A 17,601-nucleotide genomic window follows, 5' to 3' on the forward strand; every position below is an offset into this window, starting at 1 on the left:
TCTAGTTTACAATTATCTTCTTCTAGATTTGTATTTTAAATCTCTAGCTTTAATGTTTTTAGTCCACATTTCTTTTCCATCTTTATTCAAAATTTGAATAGTTAAAACTCGATCAGTACGAGGACCACTAACTTTTAGTAACCCAAAATTATGTTCACCTACTAAGGTTTCTTCCAGTTTATAATTATTGAATTCTTCTTTACTTGCATGCGCTCCAGAAGTTAAAGGAGAACAAGTTAAATCATATAAAGGGTAAACACTACTACTTTCTTTCATTACACTTAATGCTGTGTGATGACGATCTCCATCTAAAAAAATAACACCTTCAATTTTTGCTTCTCTAATTTTACGAATTAAATAAGCTCTTTCCTTTGGAAAAATAGCATAGTTTTCATGCATGGCTTCAGAACTTAATACTTGACCTCCGATAGCAATAAATTTAAAAGGAGCTCTACTAGATGATAATGCATTAATTAACCAATCGATTTGTTCTTCACCTAACATTTGACGTTCACCTGTGAAATTCCTATTTGCCGTTCTGTAATAACGGTTATCTAACATGAAGAAGTCTAAATCTCCCCATTGAAAAGAACCTGTAATTCCGCCAGTTCCTAAAGCATCATAATTAGGATTTCCCCAGAAAAGTTTGAACATTTCTACAGCAGTATTTTTTAAAGGAAAACTTCCATCAGAATCATTCGGACCAAAATCATGATCATCCCAAATTGCATAATTATGTGTAGAAGCCAATAAAGGTTGTAATTCTTTTAAAGATCTTGTATGCGTATATCTATGTAAAAAACCAGTACGAGAACTCCAATCGGCTTCTCTTAAATATGTATTGTCACCTAACCAAAGCATAAAATCTGGTCTTTTAGAGTGAATGGTTGTAAAAATTTCATAACTACTACCATAAGGTTTTCCTGGTCTATCAAAACGAGTTTCATTAACATAAGCACAACTCCCTATCGCGAAATTAATTTCAGGAGGATCTGTTCTCCACTGCCAAAGTGTTTGCGATTGAAATTCCATTGGGTAATTTCTTTTTACTTTTTTACCATTTACATACACCTCATATGTATATTTTTTTCCTGGTAGTACTTTATCCGCCACTAATTGAGCTACAAAACCATCTTTTTTATTGGTTGTATACATATCTGTTTTAAAGCGTTCTTTAGGATTTAATTGATCAAAATATTCAAAATGAACTTCAGAAGCTTTAGTGGTTTGGACCCATAATAAAACTTCACGCATCGTTGAATATCCTACCATTGGTCCCGATTGAATTTTATCTTGAGCAAAACCAACATAGCCAGAAACTACTAGTAGTACAACAAGAAATAACTTTTTAATCATGAAATAAAAATTAATGTAATTATTGGTTTAATTGTTAGACAAAGTTAAAGTTATTGTTTGATATAATGTTTTTAAAAGATAAAGAAAGCATTAGAGTAACATGACCTTCTGATAAAATTCTCTTTTAAAGAACAATGACTATATTTATAACACCAAATAAAATACGATCACTAATGAAATCACTAAACTCTATTCTAGTATTAATTACCTTATCTTTTGTAATCTCTTGTAAGGAAAAGACTGAGGCTAAACCTAAGGCTGAAACTCCTGTAGCAGAAAAGACAATAAAAATTAAAGGAGAAGAAGTTACTTATGTTTCTGATTCTACAAATTTGAAAGGTTACATTGCTTTTGATGAAAATAACAAAGGGAAACGTCCAGGTATACTTATTGTTCACGAATGGTGGGGACATAACAATTACGTAAGAGAACGTGCAGATATGTTAGCAGAATTAGGATATACTGCCATTGCTGTTGATATGTACGGAGATGGAAAACAAGCAAATCACCCAAGTGATGCAGGTAAATTTGCTGGAAATGTAATGAAAAACTTACCTGTAGCAAAAAAGCGTTTTAATGCTGCTGTAGAATTATTAAAAAATCATGAATCAGTAAATGGAGAAAAAATTGCTGCTATCGGATATTGCTTTGGAGGAAGTGTAGCATTAACTATGGCTAACAGCGGATTTGATTTAGATGCTGTTGCTGCTTTTCATAGTGGAGTTGCATTACCAGTAATGCCAAATAAAGATTTAAAAGCTCAAGTTTTAGTTTGTAATGGAGCAGATGATCCTTTTGTAAGTCCTGAATCTGTAACAACTTTTAAATCTGCTTTAGATTCAATAGGAGCAAAGTATCAGTATTTTTCTTATCCTGGTGCTAAACATAGTTTTACTTCTAAAACTGCTGATGAAAATGGTAAAAAATTCAATTTACCTTTGGCGTATAATGCAGAAGCTGATAAAAAATCTTGGAATAGTTTACAGGATTTACTTAAAAGAGTATTTAATGATTAATTTATTTTGTTTTTACATTAATAATTATTAAATTTAAATAATAAATTGATAAGGTAATAGCCTTATTTTAAGTCCCCCAAGGTTTTTTAACCTAAAAAGTCTCTTGAAGTTAAAATCAAGAGACTTTTTATTTATAATATCAGTTATTTTTATTTCATTTTAATAGCTCCAATACCTGCTTTCCATAATTTTTCATTAAATGCAGGAATTGTATTATTAATTAAATCTTCCGCTGTCTTTTTTAAAGTACTCCATTGTTTATCTAATTCTGCTTTAGTGTCAATTGAAGCCTGAGTAACTTTTGGTAAGCTTCCACTAGTTTGATTCATAAGGAACAAATACTCAGCAGAAAATTTATTTTCAAAATTTTCAACATCATCATAAGCTTGAGATCTACGTTGAACCATCAATTCATCCCAAGCTTTTATTTCTTTCAAAAGCTTTTTTCCTTCTGCAATTAAAGATTCATTGTTATTTCCCTTTTTCATTTGTTGAATAGACTTCTTGATGTCTTTAGAGATGTTACTCAATAAATTTACCTTAGTATGCATATCTGTAACATTAGCTTCCATCTGACTCATAATTTGATCATATTCTTCAAATTCAGCCTTAGTAATATTATAATTTGGATTTTCTTTTATAATAGCAGTTGTTGTGTATGTTTTTCCATCATAAGATAATTTCATAGTATAAGTGCCAGGAGCAACTCTATGACCTCTGAAATTAGCTTCAATATAAACTTTAGGAATACCTGGAACAATTTTATGCTGCATATTCCATACAAAACGATTTAATCCTTTTTTCTTTGATAATCTTGGAGCTCTAGGTGCACCACCTCCATTGTGAGGAATATAGTTTTTATCACTTTCTGAAGTATAGGTATTTATAGTTTTACCTTTATCATCAAGAACAGTAAGGGTTACAGGTTTAGATTTATCAATTGAAGGTAAATCGTAATACAATTCAATTCCATTTGCAGGATTTACACCTACAAAGTTTTGCATACCATTAAAACTAGAAATATTACCACTCATTCTACTTCCCCAATTTCCATAGTAAATAGGTTCAGGAGTATATACTTTTACTGATTTATTTTTCTTTTTATACTGAGATAATAATGACAAATTATCTAAAATCCAGAAAGCTCTACCAGAAGTACCTACAATTAAATCATTCTGATGCACTTTTAAATCTAAAATTGGAGTTACGGGAAGGTTTCTTTGAAATGATTCCCAATTTGCTCCATCATTAAATGAGATATAAACACCTAATTCAGTACCAGCATATAATAAACCTTTTTTAGTTTTATCTTCTCTAATAACTCTTGTGTGCGCACCGTAAGGAATTCCTGTATTGATAGATTTCCATGTTTTTCCATAATTTGAACTCTTAAATAGGGCAGGAGTATAATCACCCAATTTATATTTAGTTGTTGCAATGTAAACAACTGCAGGATTGTGTGGAGATACTTCAATTGCGTTTACCAACGTTTCTCCAAGATTTTTAGGTGTAATATTTTGCCAAGTTTTTCCATTATCTTTAGTAATATGGACCAGACCATCGTCACTTCCTGAATAAAAAACTCCTTTTTCATGTGGTGATTCTATTAAATAACTAATAGTACCATAATTTTCTGCTCCAACGGCTTCATTAGTATAAGGTCCACCACCTTTTCCTTGTTTTTTATCAATATTTCTGGTTAAATCAGGAGAAAAATGTGTCCAGTTTTTACCTAAATCTGTTGATTTTAACACTAATTGAGCTCCATGAAAAATTGTGTTTGGTTCATGTTGAGACCAAATAATTGGAGCATTCCAATTGTACAAATATTTCATATCTCTAGCAGCTTTTCCTAAATATTGAAGCGGAGCTGCCATAATATTAGTACTAATCATATTTTCCATATCCAAAACTTCAATAGTTCCTAAATAACTACCTCCAACAACAATTTTTGGATTGTTTTTATCAAAAGCCAAAAAAGCACTTTCTCCACCTGCAGATCTTGTCCAATTACGTTCAGAAATACTATAACCAGTCATATTCATACTGGCGATTCTGATAGAAGAATTGTCTTGTTGACCAGCATAAATGTTATATGGAAATAAATTATCTACATTAATTCTATAAAACTGAGATGTTGGCATAATGTTTTGAGTAGACCAACTTTTTCCGAAGTTAAAAGAGATTGCAGCACCACCGTCATTTGCAATCACCATATTTTTTGAATTGTTTGGATTAATCCATAAATCATGATAATCTCCGTGAGTTCCGGTAATTCTTTCCCAACTTTTTCCACCATTTTTAGAGCGTAATGCAGGAGCACTTAACACATATATAGTTTCATCATCATTAGGATCAATAAAAACTTCAGTATAATACCATGCACGTTGTGTTAATCTATTATCTCCGCTTACTAAAGACCAACTTTTTCCTGCGTTGTTAGAAACATATAATCCACTATTGTCTTTTTGTGTATCACTTTCTACTAAAGCATATACTTTATTGCTATTACTTCTAGAAACAGCAACAGCTAGTTTTCCAAGTTCTTTTGGTAATCCTTTATGAATTTTTTTCCATGTTTCACCTGCGTCGTCAGACTTATAAATTCCACTTCCTTCGCCACCACTTATCATTTTCCATGGCGTTCTTTGGTGATGCCATAAGGCTGCATATAAAATTTGTGGATTATTAACATCTATTGATAGTTCTGAAGCTCCAGAAAAATCATTTACAAATAAAGTTTTTTTCCAAGTTTTACCTCCATCAATAGATTTATAAACACCTCTTTCTGAAGTAGGAGAAGAGTATTTTCCTTGTGCGGCTACATAAACAATATCAGGATTGGTTGGATGTATTACAATTCTTGAAATTTGTTCTGTTTTGGTTAATCCAATATGTTTCCAAGTTTTACCAGCATCTGTTGATTTATAAACACCATCACCGTAAGAAGTCATAACTCCACGAATAGCATGTTCTCCCATTCCAACATAAATAATATTTGGATTACTTTCTGATGCAGCAACAGCTCCGACAGAACCTGTTTTAAAAAAAACATCACTTATATTCTTCCAATGTTGTCCTGCGTCTTCTGTTTTCCAAAGTCCACCTCCTGTAGTTCCCATATAATACGTAAGTGGGTTATTTACAACACCAGTAGCACTCACAGAACGTCCACCTCTAAAAGGTCCAATATTTCTATATTTCATTGAAGAAAAATATTGATTAGCTTCTTGTGCCATTATCAATATTGGAAAAGAGATTAATAAAATAATAATCCTAAAATTCATGTTTAAAAAAGATATTTGATTGATATTTTTCAAAAAGCATAAAAATAAAAAGAATAATTCTTTTGACAATCAAATTAAAAAAGCAAAAAACATGTTCTTCTATGAATAATTTTGAATTAATGAAGTTTTTGTTGAAGTAGTTAATTTGATCTTTGAAATTTATTAGGAATTATTTATTTTTGAAATAAAACCATATTTTTCAATACTTTAAAAACAGGAAAAACACGGTATATCAATATATTATATGGATAACATTAATTAAATTTATTATGTTTGTTTAACAAAAAACCCATTAAGATTAAACAATTTTAACTATATATCAGATCAATGATCGTTGGGGGAAATAATGATTATTTGATCAAAAAGCCTACGAAATTATATCGTAGGCTTTTCCGCTCTTATTTAATCATTAATTAGCTATATTATAACAATAAACTTTTTTAATAATTTATATTATTTATAATTCATATTAAATACCTATATTACAATTGATTATAAACGAAAAGATTATATTTATTATAATTAGAATTGATTCCCCCGCAATTTTACTTAAACCTAAAATGCCTTTTGTCAACAAACAAAAGGCATTTTATTTTCTAATCATTACATTGTTAAAATTCTTACCATTTACAAAATACTTTTAACCAAACATTGTTCTTCAATTTTATATGTAATAATCTATTTAAAATAGATGTCTATTAAGGTATCTTTGAACTTTTAATAATATTTTTAAAAGACAATTAATTACAAAGCTTAAAAGATTAGGATGCATACAATAATTATAAAAATATCATTTCTAGTAGTATTATTAATTATAGCGATTAATATCACAAAAAGATTAACAAAAACCTACATTACTAAAAATGCTATAGAACCACATAGAAGAAAGCTAATCTTGAATCTTTTTTATTTAGTTTATTTTTTATCTGCGTTCTTTGTTCTTCTATTAATACTAGGAATAGAATTTAAGCAGTTTGGAGTTTTTGCTTCCTCAATATTAGCAGTATTAGGAGTAGGCTTTTTTGCACAATGGTCAATGTTATCAAATTTAACAGCTAGTGTGATACTGTTTTTTTATCATCCGATGCGAATAGGAAATACAGTTAAAATCTTAGATAAAGAATACGATTTGACTGGTGAAATAAAAGATATTACAGGTTTTTATGTACTTCTTTACATTCCTGAAACTAAAAGACACATTACCATACCTAACATAGTAATGCTGTATAAAGGAATTGAACTTAAAGGAAAAAATTAAATTTAATCACCTTAAAAAGTGACAAATGATATTAAAATAGACTCACTTTAAAAAACAAAAATCTATGATTTGATAGATGAATTTTTGTCCATCTAAAATTGTAAAATATTATTTTTGTGATGTACACATAAATATAGAAACTTGTTACAAAAAAGACAACAATTACCTCAATTCCAAATAACAGAACCAGATTACTTTATATTTTGTTTAGAAGCAGTACAGGATATAGAAATAACTAAAGTTACTCCAACGCAACAGAAATTAGAAGAGTTAACGATAGATTTTGGTATTACTAGTATTTATCAAACTTGTGATACTATTGAAGGATTGGAAGAAAGTTTAAATGCTTTGGTTTTAGATGATCATAATTTTAAAAACTATGAAATTATTTATCTAGTCATGACTGGCGAATCGAATAGTATTTGTTTAAATGGTTATTTATATAATTTACAAGAAATTGCAGAAATATTTGAAGGACGATTGAATGACAAAATATTACATTTTGCTAACTCAAAAGTTTTAGATTTAGAAGAAGATGAAGCTCAATATTTCTTAGATATTACAGGAGCAAAAGCTATTTCCGGTTATGGATACGAGTTTAATGGAATTGCTAGTTCCAATTTAGATAAAGTATTTTTTAATTTATTTAAAGAAGATGACAATATGTTTGAGGTTGTAGAAAAACTACACCAAAAGCATTATAAGTTATGTAAAATGCTAGATTTTAGATTGTATTATTAGTCATATTTTAAGCTTAACAATAGAAATCAAATATATTATTACATTTTATCATCAGCCAAGAAATAAAAAACATACTATAACTCTAAGTATACTAGTGGCTACGATGAAATCGAATTAAAAAACAAAAATTAAAGCACTGATTTTTAAACTCTTATTAAAAAGATCAAAAAAAACTAAAAAAAGTTTTTCATATTAAAAAAAAGAATATATTTACCGCATCTTATGGATAAGTCGAATGTTACGTTTTACTTATTTCGTTAGTAACTTTTGTTTGAAGACTCAGAGTTACTTTGCGTTTTGGAAACGCAGCGAAAAAATTAAGGTGTCTTCCTTTTTACTTAATAATTCACTGCCGCTAAACTTTTATAGACAGAGCGGAGATTGTTTGGCTTTACGAGTCTAAATATTCATTTTTTTATTGACATAGTTATTTAATCGCTGAAATATAGCGATGAGATACTCTTTTGATTGTATTCAAAAAAACGGTTTATCCACTTTTTTGGAATAGAATTCAACACCCTAATTTCAAATAAAAAATGAACATAAAATATATAGATTTAATAGATCAAACTTTTAATTTTCCGCAACAGGAATTTAAGGTAAAAAACAACAAACTACAATTTCATGATATTGATTTAATGCAATTGGTAAAAATGTATGGAGCTCCATTAAAGTTTACATATTTACCTAAAATATCTGAAAATATTATTAATGCCAAAGACTGGTTTAATAACGCTATCAAAAAAGTTAATTACAAAGGAAATTATCATTATTGCTATTGTACTAAAAGCTCACACTTTAAATACATTTTAGATGAAGCTTTAAAAAACAATATCCATATTGAAACTTCTTCTGCTTTTGACATAGATATCGTAAAATCATTAAAAAAGTCTGGTAAATTAAGTGATAATGCTTACGTATTATGTAATGGTTTTAAAAGAGATCAATACATAGCAAATATTGTAAGTTTAATAGACGGAGGTCATAAAAACTGTATTCCAATAATTGATAATTACGAAGAATTAGATCTCATTTTAGATGAAACAAGTAGCAAATTCAATATTGGTATTCGAATAGCTTCAGAAGAAGAACCTAAGTTTGAGTTTTATACAAGTAGACTTGGTATTGGTTATAAAAACATTGTAAACTTTTATAAAAAAGAAATAGCTCAAAATCCTCAAGTAGATTTAAAAATGCTTCATTTCTTCATAAATACAGGAATAAAAGACACAGCTTATTACTGGAATGAATTAACCAAATGCTTGAAAGTATACATAGAGTTAAAGAAAATTTGTCCGACACTAAATAGCTTAAATATTGGAGGAGGATTTCCTATTAAAAATTCACTGGCTTTTGAGTATGATTATCAATACATGATTGAAGAAATTATTTCTCAGATAAAAATTGCTTGTGATGAAGCGGAAGTTGATACACCCGATATTTTCACAGAATTTGGAAGTTATACTGTTGGAGAAGCAGGTGGTGCTATATATGAAGTTTTATATCAAAAAAAGCAAAACGACCGTGAAAAATGGAACATGATAAACTCTTCTTTTATAACAACATTGCCAGATAGTTGGGCAATTAATAAAAGATTCATCATGCTTCCAGTAAATAGATGGAACGAAGAATATGAGCGTGTTTTATTAGGTGGTTTAACATGTGATAGCGATGATTATTATAATTCTGAACAACATATAAATGCGATCTATTTACCAAAGTACGACAAGAAGAAAACATTATATATAGGCTTTTTTAACACAGGTGCTTATCAAGAATCAATAGGAGGTTTTGGAGGATTACAACACTGTTTGATTCCAAACCCAAAACACATCTTAATAAGTAAAAACGAAAACGGAGATTTAACAACAAAACTATTTAAAGAACAACAAAAAAGTGAAGAATTCTTGTCAATTCTTGGCTACTAAAAAATAATACCATGGAAAAAAGAAATTATGCTGGAATTCCAGATCAATATGCAAAATTAGAAAATGCTAATATCGTCATTCTACCTGTTCCTTATGATAACACCAGTACTTGGCAAAAAGGTGCAGATAAAGGTCCAGAAGCTTTTTTAGATGCTTCTGAGAACATGGAGTTATACGATATAGAAACTGATAGTGAAGTATATAAAGAAGGTATTTATTTAGCTGAAGCAATTCAAGAAAATAGATCACCTGGAGCAATGATTGAAGCGGTACATCAAGTAACTAAAAAGTACATTAATAAAAATAAGTTTGTTACCGTAATAGGAGGAGAACACTCAATTTCAATAGGTACAGTTAGAGCTTTTGATGAATGCTTTAACAATTTAACTATACTTCATATAGATGCGCATGCAGATTTACGTAAAGAATATGATGGTTCACCATACAATCATGCTTGTGCTATGTATGAAGCTAGTTTAAATACCAATCTCGTACAAGTTGGAATTAGAAGCATGGATAAATCAGAGAAAAACGCCATGAATCTTGATAAAGTATTTTTCGCTCACGACATGGCTGTTAATGATTATTGGATGGATGATGTGTTAGATCAATTAACTCAAAATGTATTTATTTCTTTTGATTTAGATGCTTTAGATCCTTCAATTATGCCGAGTACTGGTACTCCAGAACCTGGAGGTTTGTTATGGTATGAAACTTTAGAGTTTTTAAAATTAGTATTTGAACAAAAAAACGTAGTAGGATTTGATTTAGTAGAACTTTGTCCGAATGAAATAGATAAATCATCAGATTTTTTAGCTGCAAAATTATTTTACAAAATGTTAAGCTATAAGTTTAATTCTGAAGAAGAAATAGATGAAGATTATAAAGAAAAAGAACTTCATTTAGTTAAAAAGGTAAGAGAAGACGAAGATTATGATGAAGAATTTTAAATGAGCATAACTGTTATAGCATATCATTTAGAGAAACGATTAGACCTCTCTACAATTAGAGGTCTTTTCCCTAAACTTTCAATACAAAAGAGAGAGCATACTTTTATATTATATGAGAAGGAAAATAACGTCTTCATATACATTAAAGATTATGGAAGTATTGTGTTTTTCAATTGTAACGAATTATATATCATTAGAGTTATTCATAAAATTTTAGATAACGAAATTAACATTAAAAAATTACCATATGAGTGTTTTAATTTATCTATATCTCAGACAAATAATGTTGATTTTGGTACAATTGAAGTTCAACAAATAAACTCTGATGTAGCACATATCATTTGTCTGAATTTGGCTCAATCTGTAGCACTAATGAATTATGTTAATAAAGCTTCTGATTTACACGAAAAAACTCTCGTGTATTCTAAGCAATTAGAGGATAAAGGAAATTTTAATTTATCAAGAAAAAAAATGAGGAAATTCATTGGTAAAACAATGAATTTAAAAAATAACATAGCTGAAGATTTATTTGTTTTTGAAGCTCCTGAAGTTGCTTGGAATGATAAAAATCTTTCTTTATTAAATTACAAACTTAGAGATGAATTAGATGTTGTAAAAAGACACAACGGAGTAGTAAATAGTTTAAATGTTATAAAAGAGAATCTAGATTTATTTAGAGATATTTTAAACCACCAATACAGTAGTATGTTAGAATGGATTATCATCATATTAATTCTACTAGAAGTGATTAAAATGTTCTTTTAAACAAAAAAACACACAATAAACAAGCTAAAAAGATTACAATAAAAATGAATACAAATACACACCCAATATCAGAATTTTTAGAAAAGTACTTTCTACATTTTAACGCCGCATCTCTTGTTGATGCTGCAAAAGCTTACGAAAAACAAATCGAAGATGGTTCTAAAATGTTAGTTTCATTAGCCGGAGCTATGAGTACAGCAGAAATTGGAAAAATTTTCGCTGAAATGATTCGACAAGAAAAAGTACACATCATTTCATGTACTGGAGCCAACTTAGAAGAAGATATTATGAATTTAGTTGCACATTCTCATTACAAGAGAGTGCCCAACTACAGAGATTTAACTCCCCAAGATGAATGGGATCTTTTATTAAAAGGATTAAATCGAGTTACAGATACCTGTATTCCAGAAGAAGAAGCTTTCAGAAGACTACAAAAACATATTTTCAAAATTTGGAAAGATGCTGAAGAAAACAACGAACGCTTTTTTCCACATGAATTTATGTATAAACTTTTATTATCTGGAGTTTTAGAAGAGCATTATGAAATAGATATTAAAAATTCTTGGATGTATGCTGCTGCAGAGAAAAACCTTCCAATGGTTGTACCTGGATGGGAAGATTCTACTATGGGAAATATATTCGCTTCTTATGTTTTAAAAGGAGAATTAAAAGCTTCAACTATGAAATCGGGAATTGAATATATGACGTTTTTAGCAGATTGGTATACAAATAATTCTGATAATGGAATTGGTTTTTTTCAAATAGGAGGTGGTATTGCAGGAGACTTCCCTATATGCGTTGTTCCAATGTTGTATCAAGATTTAGAACGTGAAAACACTCCTTTTTGGAGTTATTTCTGTCAAATTTCAGACTCAACAACAAGTTACGGATCATATTCTGGTGCAGTTCCTAATGAAAAAATTACTTGGGGAAAATTAGATATAGATACACCTAAATTTATTATAGAAAGTGATGCAACAATTGTTGCACCTTTAATTTTTGCCTATTTACTTAAAATGTAATGTTATGAAACGAGTTATTGTTACTTATGAAAAATTGACTACTAATATTTTAGATTTATTAGTAGAAAAATATCCTTACGGATACGATTTTGACGATATTATCTCTTTTAAAAATGCAAAAGGAGAAACTGTAAAAGCTGTTGAAGTTATTGCTAATGATACCACATATTTAGTTAAAATTAGTTCACAATTAGAGAAAAAAATGGAAGATTATTCTGATGATGATTTTAATTATGATAGTGACAATTTCGTGGAAGAAAACTTTGAGATATCATGAAGTATTACAGTACAGAAGAATTAATTTTTGAAGAAGGAATTTTCAAAAGTTATGAGAATGGGTATCTATCGTTTCAACTAAATAATGGTGAGCTCATCAAATTTGAACAGATTAATAATAATATCTTAAATTTATATGACTTAAAATCTAAAATTCATATTGGAAAAAAGTTCCAAATTGAATATTTAGAAATTATTGATGATTTAGATGATGAAGATTTTGTAATTCTAAAGCTTAACAAATTAAAAATTTTATAAATGAATAGTAATTTTCACATATCATTACCTTGTAAAAACTTAAAAGAAACTATAAAGTTTTATACTCAAGATTTAGGAATAGAAGAGGGTAGAAGTAACAGAGAATGGGTAGATTTTAACTTATATGGATGTCAATTAACTTTTGTTAGTGTAGATAATTTCAATTTTGAATATCCTCATTATCAATTAGAAAATGAAAAATTACCATCTTTTCATTTTGGAGTTATTTTAGATAGTGATGAATGGGAAATGCTTCATGATAAAATTAATAGATGGTCTATGGATACCATTGTAAAGAAGACTTTTTTTGAAGACAAAAACGGAGAACAAAATTCATTCTTTGTACAAGATCCAAATGGTTATTTTATAGAGTTTAAAACGTTTAAGGAGCCTGATGAGATATTCATATAGGCTCTTTAACGAGCTCTTTTAACAAAATAAGAATCCAAATAAAATCAATAATTATGAAAAACATTTTAATTCCTTATGATTTTTCTGAAGCAGCTCTTAATGCACTTAACTATACAAAGAAGTTTTTTGAAGGTGAGCTTATAAATTTTTTTTTACTAGATGTTTACATAGGTGAAAGATCTTATCTATTAAGTAAAGAACACAACGAAAAGTGGTTTAATCAAATGGATGATGAGATTGAAAATGAATTAAAGTATTTAGTTGATATTCTTAATAGAGAAAATAAAGGATTTACATACCATTCCATTATAGATACAAACTCACTTACTAATGCAGTTAAAGAAACTATAGTAGAAGAAAAAATTGATCTTATCATATGTGGAACTAAAGGAGCTAAAAGTTTAGCACAAACTTTTATTGGTACCAATACAATTAAAATAATTAATGCAGTAGATCATACACCAATATTAGTAGTTCCTACAAATTACAAATACAAAAAAATTGATAGGATTATATTTTCTACAAACTATAAAAGAAATTTTAACAAAGTAGAACTTCATGCTTTATTGAAATTCAGTAAAATGAGACAGTGTGATATAGAAATAGTAAACCTTTCTGTTGAAGAAGCACTAACAAATAAACAAAGAACACATAAAGTCAAATTGAGAGAATTATTGCAAGATGTTAATACCTCTTTTAAAAAATTAGATTGGGAAGAATCTGAAACGTATACGATTCAAAAGTATGTTGAAGAATCTAACGGACAATTACTAGCGTTTATCAATCATCATTATAACTTTTTCAATCAACTGTTAGATGAAAATGTGATAAAGAAAATTACGTTTACAAGTCATATTCCATTATTAATTTTACCAGAAGTATAATGAAAAGTGTATCCTTTACCAAAGATTTTTATAGAGCCATTTCTAATTTATTTTATTCATTTTCAATGATAGATAAAACAATGTCTGTACAAGAAAAAAAAGAAATAGTTTGGGCTGTTAAACAAGAGTGGGCAACAAATGAATATGGTTTTGATAGCGAAGAACTTATTTATGAAACTATGAGAAGCTTAATTAAAGAAAAACAAAATGCAGATCAAGCTTTTGAAAAATTCAAAGTATTTTTTATAGCTAATAAAGAATTATTCAGCAAAGATGTTAAACAAGAATTATTAGAAGCATGTCATAAAATTTGTAATGCAGATCATGGTAAAAATAAATCAGAGTTAATTCTTTTAACGAAATTACATAAGCTCATCAAAACTAGTAATTTAAATAATTAACAAATAATATGAAGTGCTAGATTTTAGATTGTACTACTATTTTTTTTACATCGGAGTAAACTTCATTTATTACTCATTTTAAAAACTTAGTGGATATAAATTTCTAGCCTTCATATTAGTTTCAAGTTATTCGCTAATAAACTCCTATTGCTAAGATCACACTGCTTACCTTTGCAAAAAATACTTTCATGTCAAAAAGTTTTACCGACTTAGGAATACATCCTGAATTTCAACAAAGTTTAACCAACTTAAAAATTTCTGTACCAACAGATATACAAGAAAAAACGATTCCTATTATCTTGAATAAAAATCAAGATGTAGTTGCGTTAGCAAAAACAGGAACAGGTAAAACCGCTGCTTTTGGATTGCCATTATTACAGTTAATAGATACGAATAATCCTAATATTCAAGCAGTAATTTTGGCTCCAACACGAGAATTAGGGCAACAAATTCATGCAAATTTAACAGCTTTTTCATCTCATAATCCTTCAATATCTATAGCTGCTATTTGTGGAGGAATTCCTATAAAACCACAAATTGAGCGTTTAAAAACTGAAACACATATCGTTGTTGCCACACCTGGACGTTTAGCGGATTTAGTTAAACGCGAAGCAATTGACATCAAAAATATCTCTTATTTTATCTTAGATGAAGCCGATGAAATGGTAAGTGCTTTAAAAGATGGTTTAGATAGTATTATTAAAGAGATTCCTAAAAAAAGAAGAACTTTACTATTTACTGCAACATTATCTGGTGCTATAAAACAGTTAGTGAACAATTATATGTCTAAAGATGTAGTTCACATTGAAGCAGACATGAAAACTGTTGGTCATCAAGGAATAAAACATCAATATGTAGTAGTAAAACCAATAGAAAAACTAGAAGTATTACTACATTTTCTAGCTTCTAAAGAAGGAGAAAGAGGTATTATTTTTTGTAAAACTAAAGCTGCTGTAAATAAATTAGCGAAAAAATTAGCTATTAATAAATTCTCTTCAGGTGCAATTCATGGAAGTTTAACACAAGGAATTCGTGATCGAATAATGGAACAATTTAGAGCTGGTCATATTGATATTTTAGTAGCCACTGATTTAGCTGCTCGTGGTATTGATGTAAAAGATGTTTCTTACGTTGTAAACTATCATTTACCAGATACTTATGAAGCTTACGTGCATAGAAGCGGACGAACAGCGAGAGCAGGAGCAAAGGGCCTTTCGTTAAGTGTTATACAAGAAGAAGAAATTGAAGAAATTCCTGATTTTGAAGAAGAATTAGGGATTACTTTTCGTCAGTTTAAAAAAGCAGATGCACAAAGTATAGAAGAAAACAATACGTTGTTATGGGCTAAAAAAATATTCAAAACGAAACCGAATAGAACTGTTTCAGAAGAATTTAAAGAAAAAGTAAGAACAGTGTTTCATCATTTAACTAAAGATGAACTAGTGGAAAAGATTTTAGCACATCATCTAGCAGAAGTGAACAAGGATAAATTGAAGCAAGATGCTCAAAAAAATAAAAAATAGTTATGGCAAGTAGCATTAAAAATCAGCAGGATATTTTAGCTAAATTGAATATCAATGAGTTAAATCCGATGCAAAAAGAAGCTGTAACTGTTATCGAAAAAGCAACCAATACGATTCTACTTTCTCCAACAGGAACAGGAAAAACATTGGCTTTTTTATTACCGTTATTAAAAACATTAGATCCTAATAATTCAAATATACAAGCTTTAGTTTTAGTTCCTTCACGCGAATTAGCCATACAAATAGAACAAGTGGCTAGAAATATGGGATCTGGATTCAAAATAAACGCCGTTTATGGAGGTAGACCAATAGCTAAAGATAAAGCAGAATTAAAACATTCACCGGCTATTTTAATAGGAACACCTGGAAGAGTTGCTGATCATTTTAGTAGTGAACGTTTTGATAAGGATAGTATAAAAACCATTGTTTTAGATGAATTTGATAAATCTTTAGAGGTTGGGTTTGAGTATGAAATGAGAGGAATTATAAATCAAATTCCTAATCTTAATAAACGAATACTAACTTCTGCTACTCAAGGTGTTGAAATTCCTGATTTTGTAGGTTTAGATAAACCTGAAATCATTAATTACTTGCAGCAAAAGAAAGCTTCAAAATTAGAAATAAAAACAGTTGTTTCTCCTAAAGAAGACAAAACACAAACCTTGGTTGATTTACTATTTCACATAGGAAATAAACCAGGAATCATTTTCTGTAATTTCAAAGATAGTATTGCAAAGGTTAGTGATATTTTAAAGAAAAATAAGATTAGTCATACTTGTTTTTCTGGGGGAATGGAACAAAGAGATCGTGAGCGCTCTTTAATTAAATTTAGAAACGGAACTTCTCAATTACTAGTTGCTACTGATTTGGCCGCCAGAGGTATTGATATTCCTGAACTGAAGTTTATTATTCATTACGAACTTCCAAGAGCAATAGAAGAATTTACACATAGAAATGGTAGAACAGCTAGAGTAAATGCTGAAGGCGTAGCTTATGTATTACAATCGGAAAAAGAATTTTTACCAGAATTCATAAAGAAAACAGAAGGGATAGATATTTCTAAAAAAGCTGTATGGAAACCTCAATTTTGGACAACTTTATTTATTTCAGGTGGACGAAAAGATAAAATATCAAAAGGAGATATTGCTGGACTTTTCTTTAAACAAGGAAATTTAAATAAAGATCAATTAGGTGTTATAGAATTAAAACAAGACTGTGCTTTTATTTCTGTTCCTTTAACTATTGCTCAAGACTTAGCTGAAAAATTAAATAATTCTCGTTTAAAAAAGAAAAGAGTAAGAATATATGTTGTTTAACAATACAGATCAACGTAGGAGGGAAGAATAATCCATATTTTATAACTATTATACTTAACTGTCTTTAAGAAGTTTTCACCCTAAAATTTTTCAATATCTTTAAGTCTATTACGCGTATCTGTAGTATACAATAATAAACAAACGTCAATCTGAACTTGTTTCAGGTTCTCATCGCAATTCCTTGTTTATTAATATTATGAGATTCCGAA

Annotated in this window: 16 protein-coding genes; 14 read left to right on the forward strand and 2 right to left on the reverse strand. The window is 29.0% G+C overall.

Annotated elements, in window-relative coordinates; translation table 11 throughout:
* Positions 1-12: 12 nt before the first annotated feature.
* Positions 13-1,356, reverse strand: coding sequence for an alkaline phosphatase D family protein (locus AQ1685_RS10105; protein WP_095071798.1), 1,344 nt, complete (start codon positions 1,354-1,356; stop codon positions 13-15).
* A 173-nt stretch (positions 1,357-1,529) separates the two neighbouring features.
* On the opposite strand from AQ1685_RS10105, the gene AQ1685_RS10110 reads away from it, so the two are divergent.
* The gene (locus tag AQ1685_RS10110; protein WP_095071802.1) at positions 1,530-2,372 is read left to right on the forward strand and encodes a dienelactone hydrolase family protein; all 843 of its coding nucleotides are present in this window, start codon (positions 1,530-1,532) and stop codon (positions 2,370-2,372) included.
* A gap of 149 nt (positions 2,373-2,521) precedes the next feature.
* Here the strand turns inward: AQ1685_RS10110 and AQ1685_RS10115 are convergent, their stop codons facing one another.
* Entirely contained in the window at positions 2,522-5,659 is a 3,138-nt protein-coding gene (locus tag AQ1685_RS10115; RefSeq protein WP_095071804.1) for a VPS10 domain-containing protein, read from the reverse strand.
* Positions 5,660-6,425: 766 nt separating this feature from the next.
* Here AQ1685_RS10115 and AQ1685_RS10120 point away from each other — a divergent pair.
* The 13 genes from AQ1685_RS10120 (at position 6,426) to AQ1685_RS10180 (ending at position 17,392) form a co-directional block, all read left to right on the forward strand.
* Positions 6,426-6,917 carry a mechanosensitive ion channel domain-containing protein gene (locus AQ1685_RS10120; RefSeq protein ID WP_095071806.1) on the forward strand — a complete coding sequence of 164 codons (492 nt, stop codon included), beginning with the start codon at positions 6,426-6,428 and terminating at the stop codon, positions 6,915-6,917.
* A 141-nt stretch (positions 6,918-7,058) separates the two neighbouring features.
* Positions 7,059-7,658 carry a DUF6642 family protein gene (locus AQ1685_RS10125; protein WP_095071808.1) on the forward strand — a complete coding sequence of 200 codons (600 nt, stop codon included), beginning with the start codon at positions 7,059-7,061 and terminating at the stop codon, positions 7,656-7,658.
* A gap of 536 nt (positions 7,659-8,194) precedes the next feature.
* On the forward strand, positions 8,195-9,586 hold the full coding sequence (locus tag AQ1685_RS10130; protein WP_095071810.1) for an arginine decarboxylase: 1,392 nt from the start codon (positions 8,195-8,197) through the stop codon (positions 9,584-9,586).
* Between the two features lie 11 nt (positions 9,587-9,597).
* On the forward strand, positions 9,598-10,536 hold the full coding sequence (gene speB / locus AQ1685_RS10135; protein ID WP_095071812.1) for an agmatinase: 939 nt from the start codon (positions 9,598-9,600) through the stop codon (positions 10,534-10,536).
* Entirely contained in the window at positions 10,537-11,301 is a 765-nt protein-coding gene (locus AQ1685_RS10140) for an RMD1 family protein (RefSeq protein ID WP_095071814.1), read from the forward strand.
* Positions 11,302-11,345: 44 nt separating this feature from the next.
* Positions 11,346-12,323 (forward strand): deoxyhypusine synthase family protein, encoded by a 978-nt coding sequence (locus AQ1685_RS10145; RefSeq protein WP_095071816.1) that lies wholly within the window; start codon positions 11,346-11,348, stop codon positions 12,321-12,323.
* 4 nt (positions 12,324-12,327) lie between these two features.
* Positions 12,328-12,600: a hypothetical protein gene (locus AQ1685_RS10150; RefSeq protein ID WP_095071818.1), complete on the forward strand. Its 273-nt coding sequence runs from the start codon at positions 12,328-12,330 to the stop codon at positions 12,598-12,600.
* Entirely contained in the window at positions 12,597-12,857 is a 261-nt protein-coding gene (locus AQ1685_RS10155; RefSeq protein ID WP_095071820.1) for a hypothetical protein, read from the forward strand. Before AQ1685_RS10150 ends, AQ1685_RS10155 begins: the two co-directional genes overlap by 4 nt.
* On the forward strand, positions 12,858-13,268 hold the full coding sequence (locus tag AQ1685_RS10160) for a VOC family protein (RefSeq protein ID WP_095071822.1): 411 nt from the start codon (positions 12,858-12,860) through the stop codon (positions 13,266-13,268).
* A 53-nt stretch (positions 13,269-13,321) separates the two neighbouring features.
* On the forward strand, positions 13,322-14,152 hold the full coding sequence (locus AQ1685_RS10165; protein ID WP_095071824.1) for a universal stress protein: 831 nt from the start codon (positions 13,322-13,324) through the stop codon (positions 14,150-14,152).
* Entirely contained in the window at positions 14,152-14,553 is a 402-nt protein-coding gene (locus AQ1685_RS10170) for a hypothetical protein (RefSeq protein WP_095071826.1), read from the forward strand. Before AQ1685_RS10165 ends, AQ1685_RS10170 begins: the two co-directional genes overlap by 1 nt.
* Before the next feature lie 188 nt (positions 14,554-14,741).
* A complete protein-coding gene (locus AQ1685_RS10175; protein ID WP_095071828.1) occupies positions 14,742-16,076 on the forward strand; it encodes a DEAD/DEAH box helicase in 1,335 nt (444 codons plus the stop codon).
* Between the two features lie 2 nt (positions 16,077-16,078).
* Positions 16,079-17,392 carry a DEAD/DEAH box helicase gene (locus AQ1685_RS10180; RefSeq protein WP_095071830.1) on the forward strand — a complete coding sequence of 438 codons (1,314 nt, stop codon included), beginning with the start codon at positions 16,079-16,081 and terminating at the stop codon, positions 17,390-17,392.
* The last annotated feature ends 209 nt before the right edge of the window (positions 17,393-17,601 follow it).

The organism is Tenacibaculum jejuense, assembly GCF_900198195.1.
In the GTDB taxonomy this organism is placed as follows: Bacteria; Bacteroidota; Bacteroidia; order Flavobacteriales; family Flavobacteriaceae; genus Polaribacter; species Polaribacter jejuensis.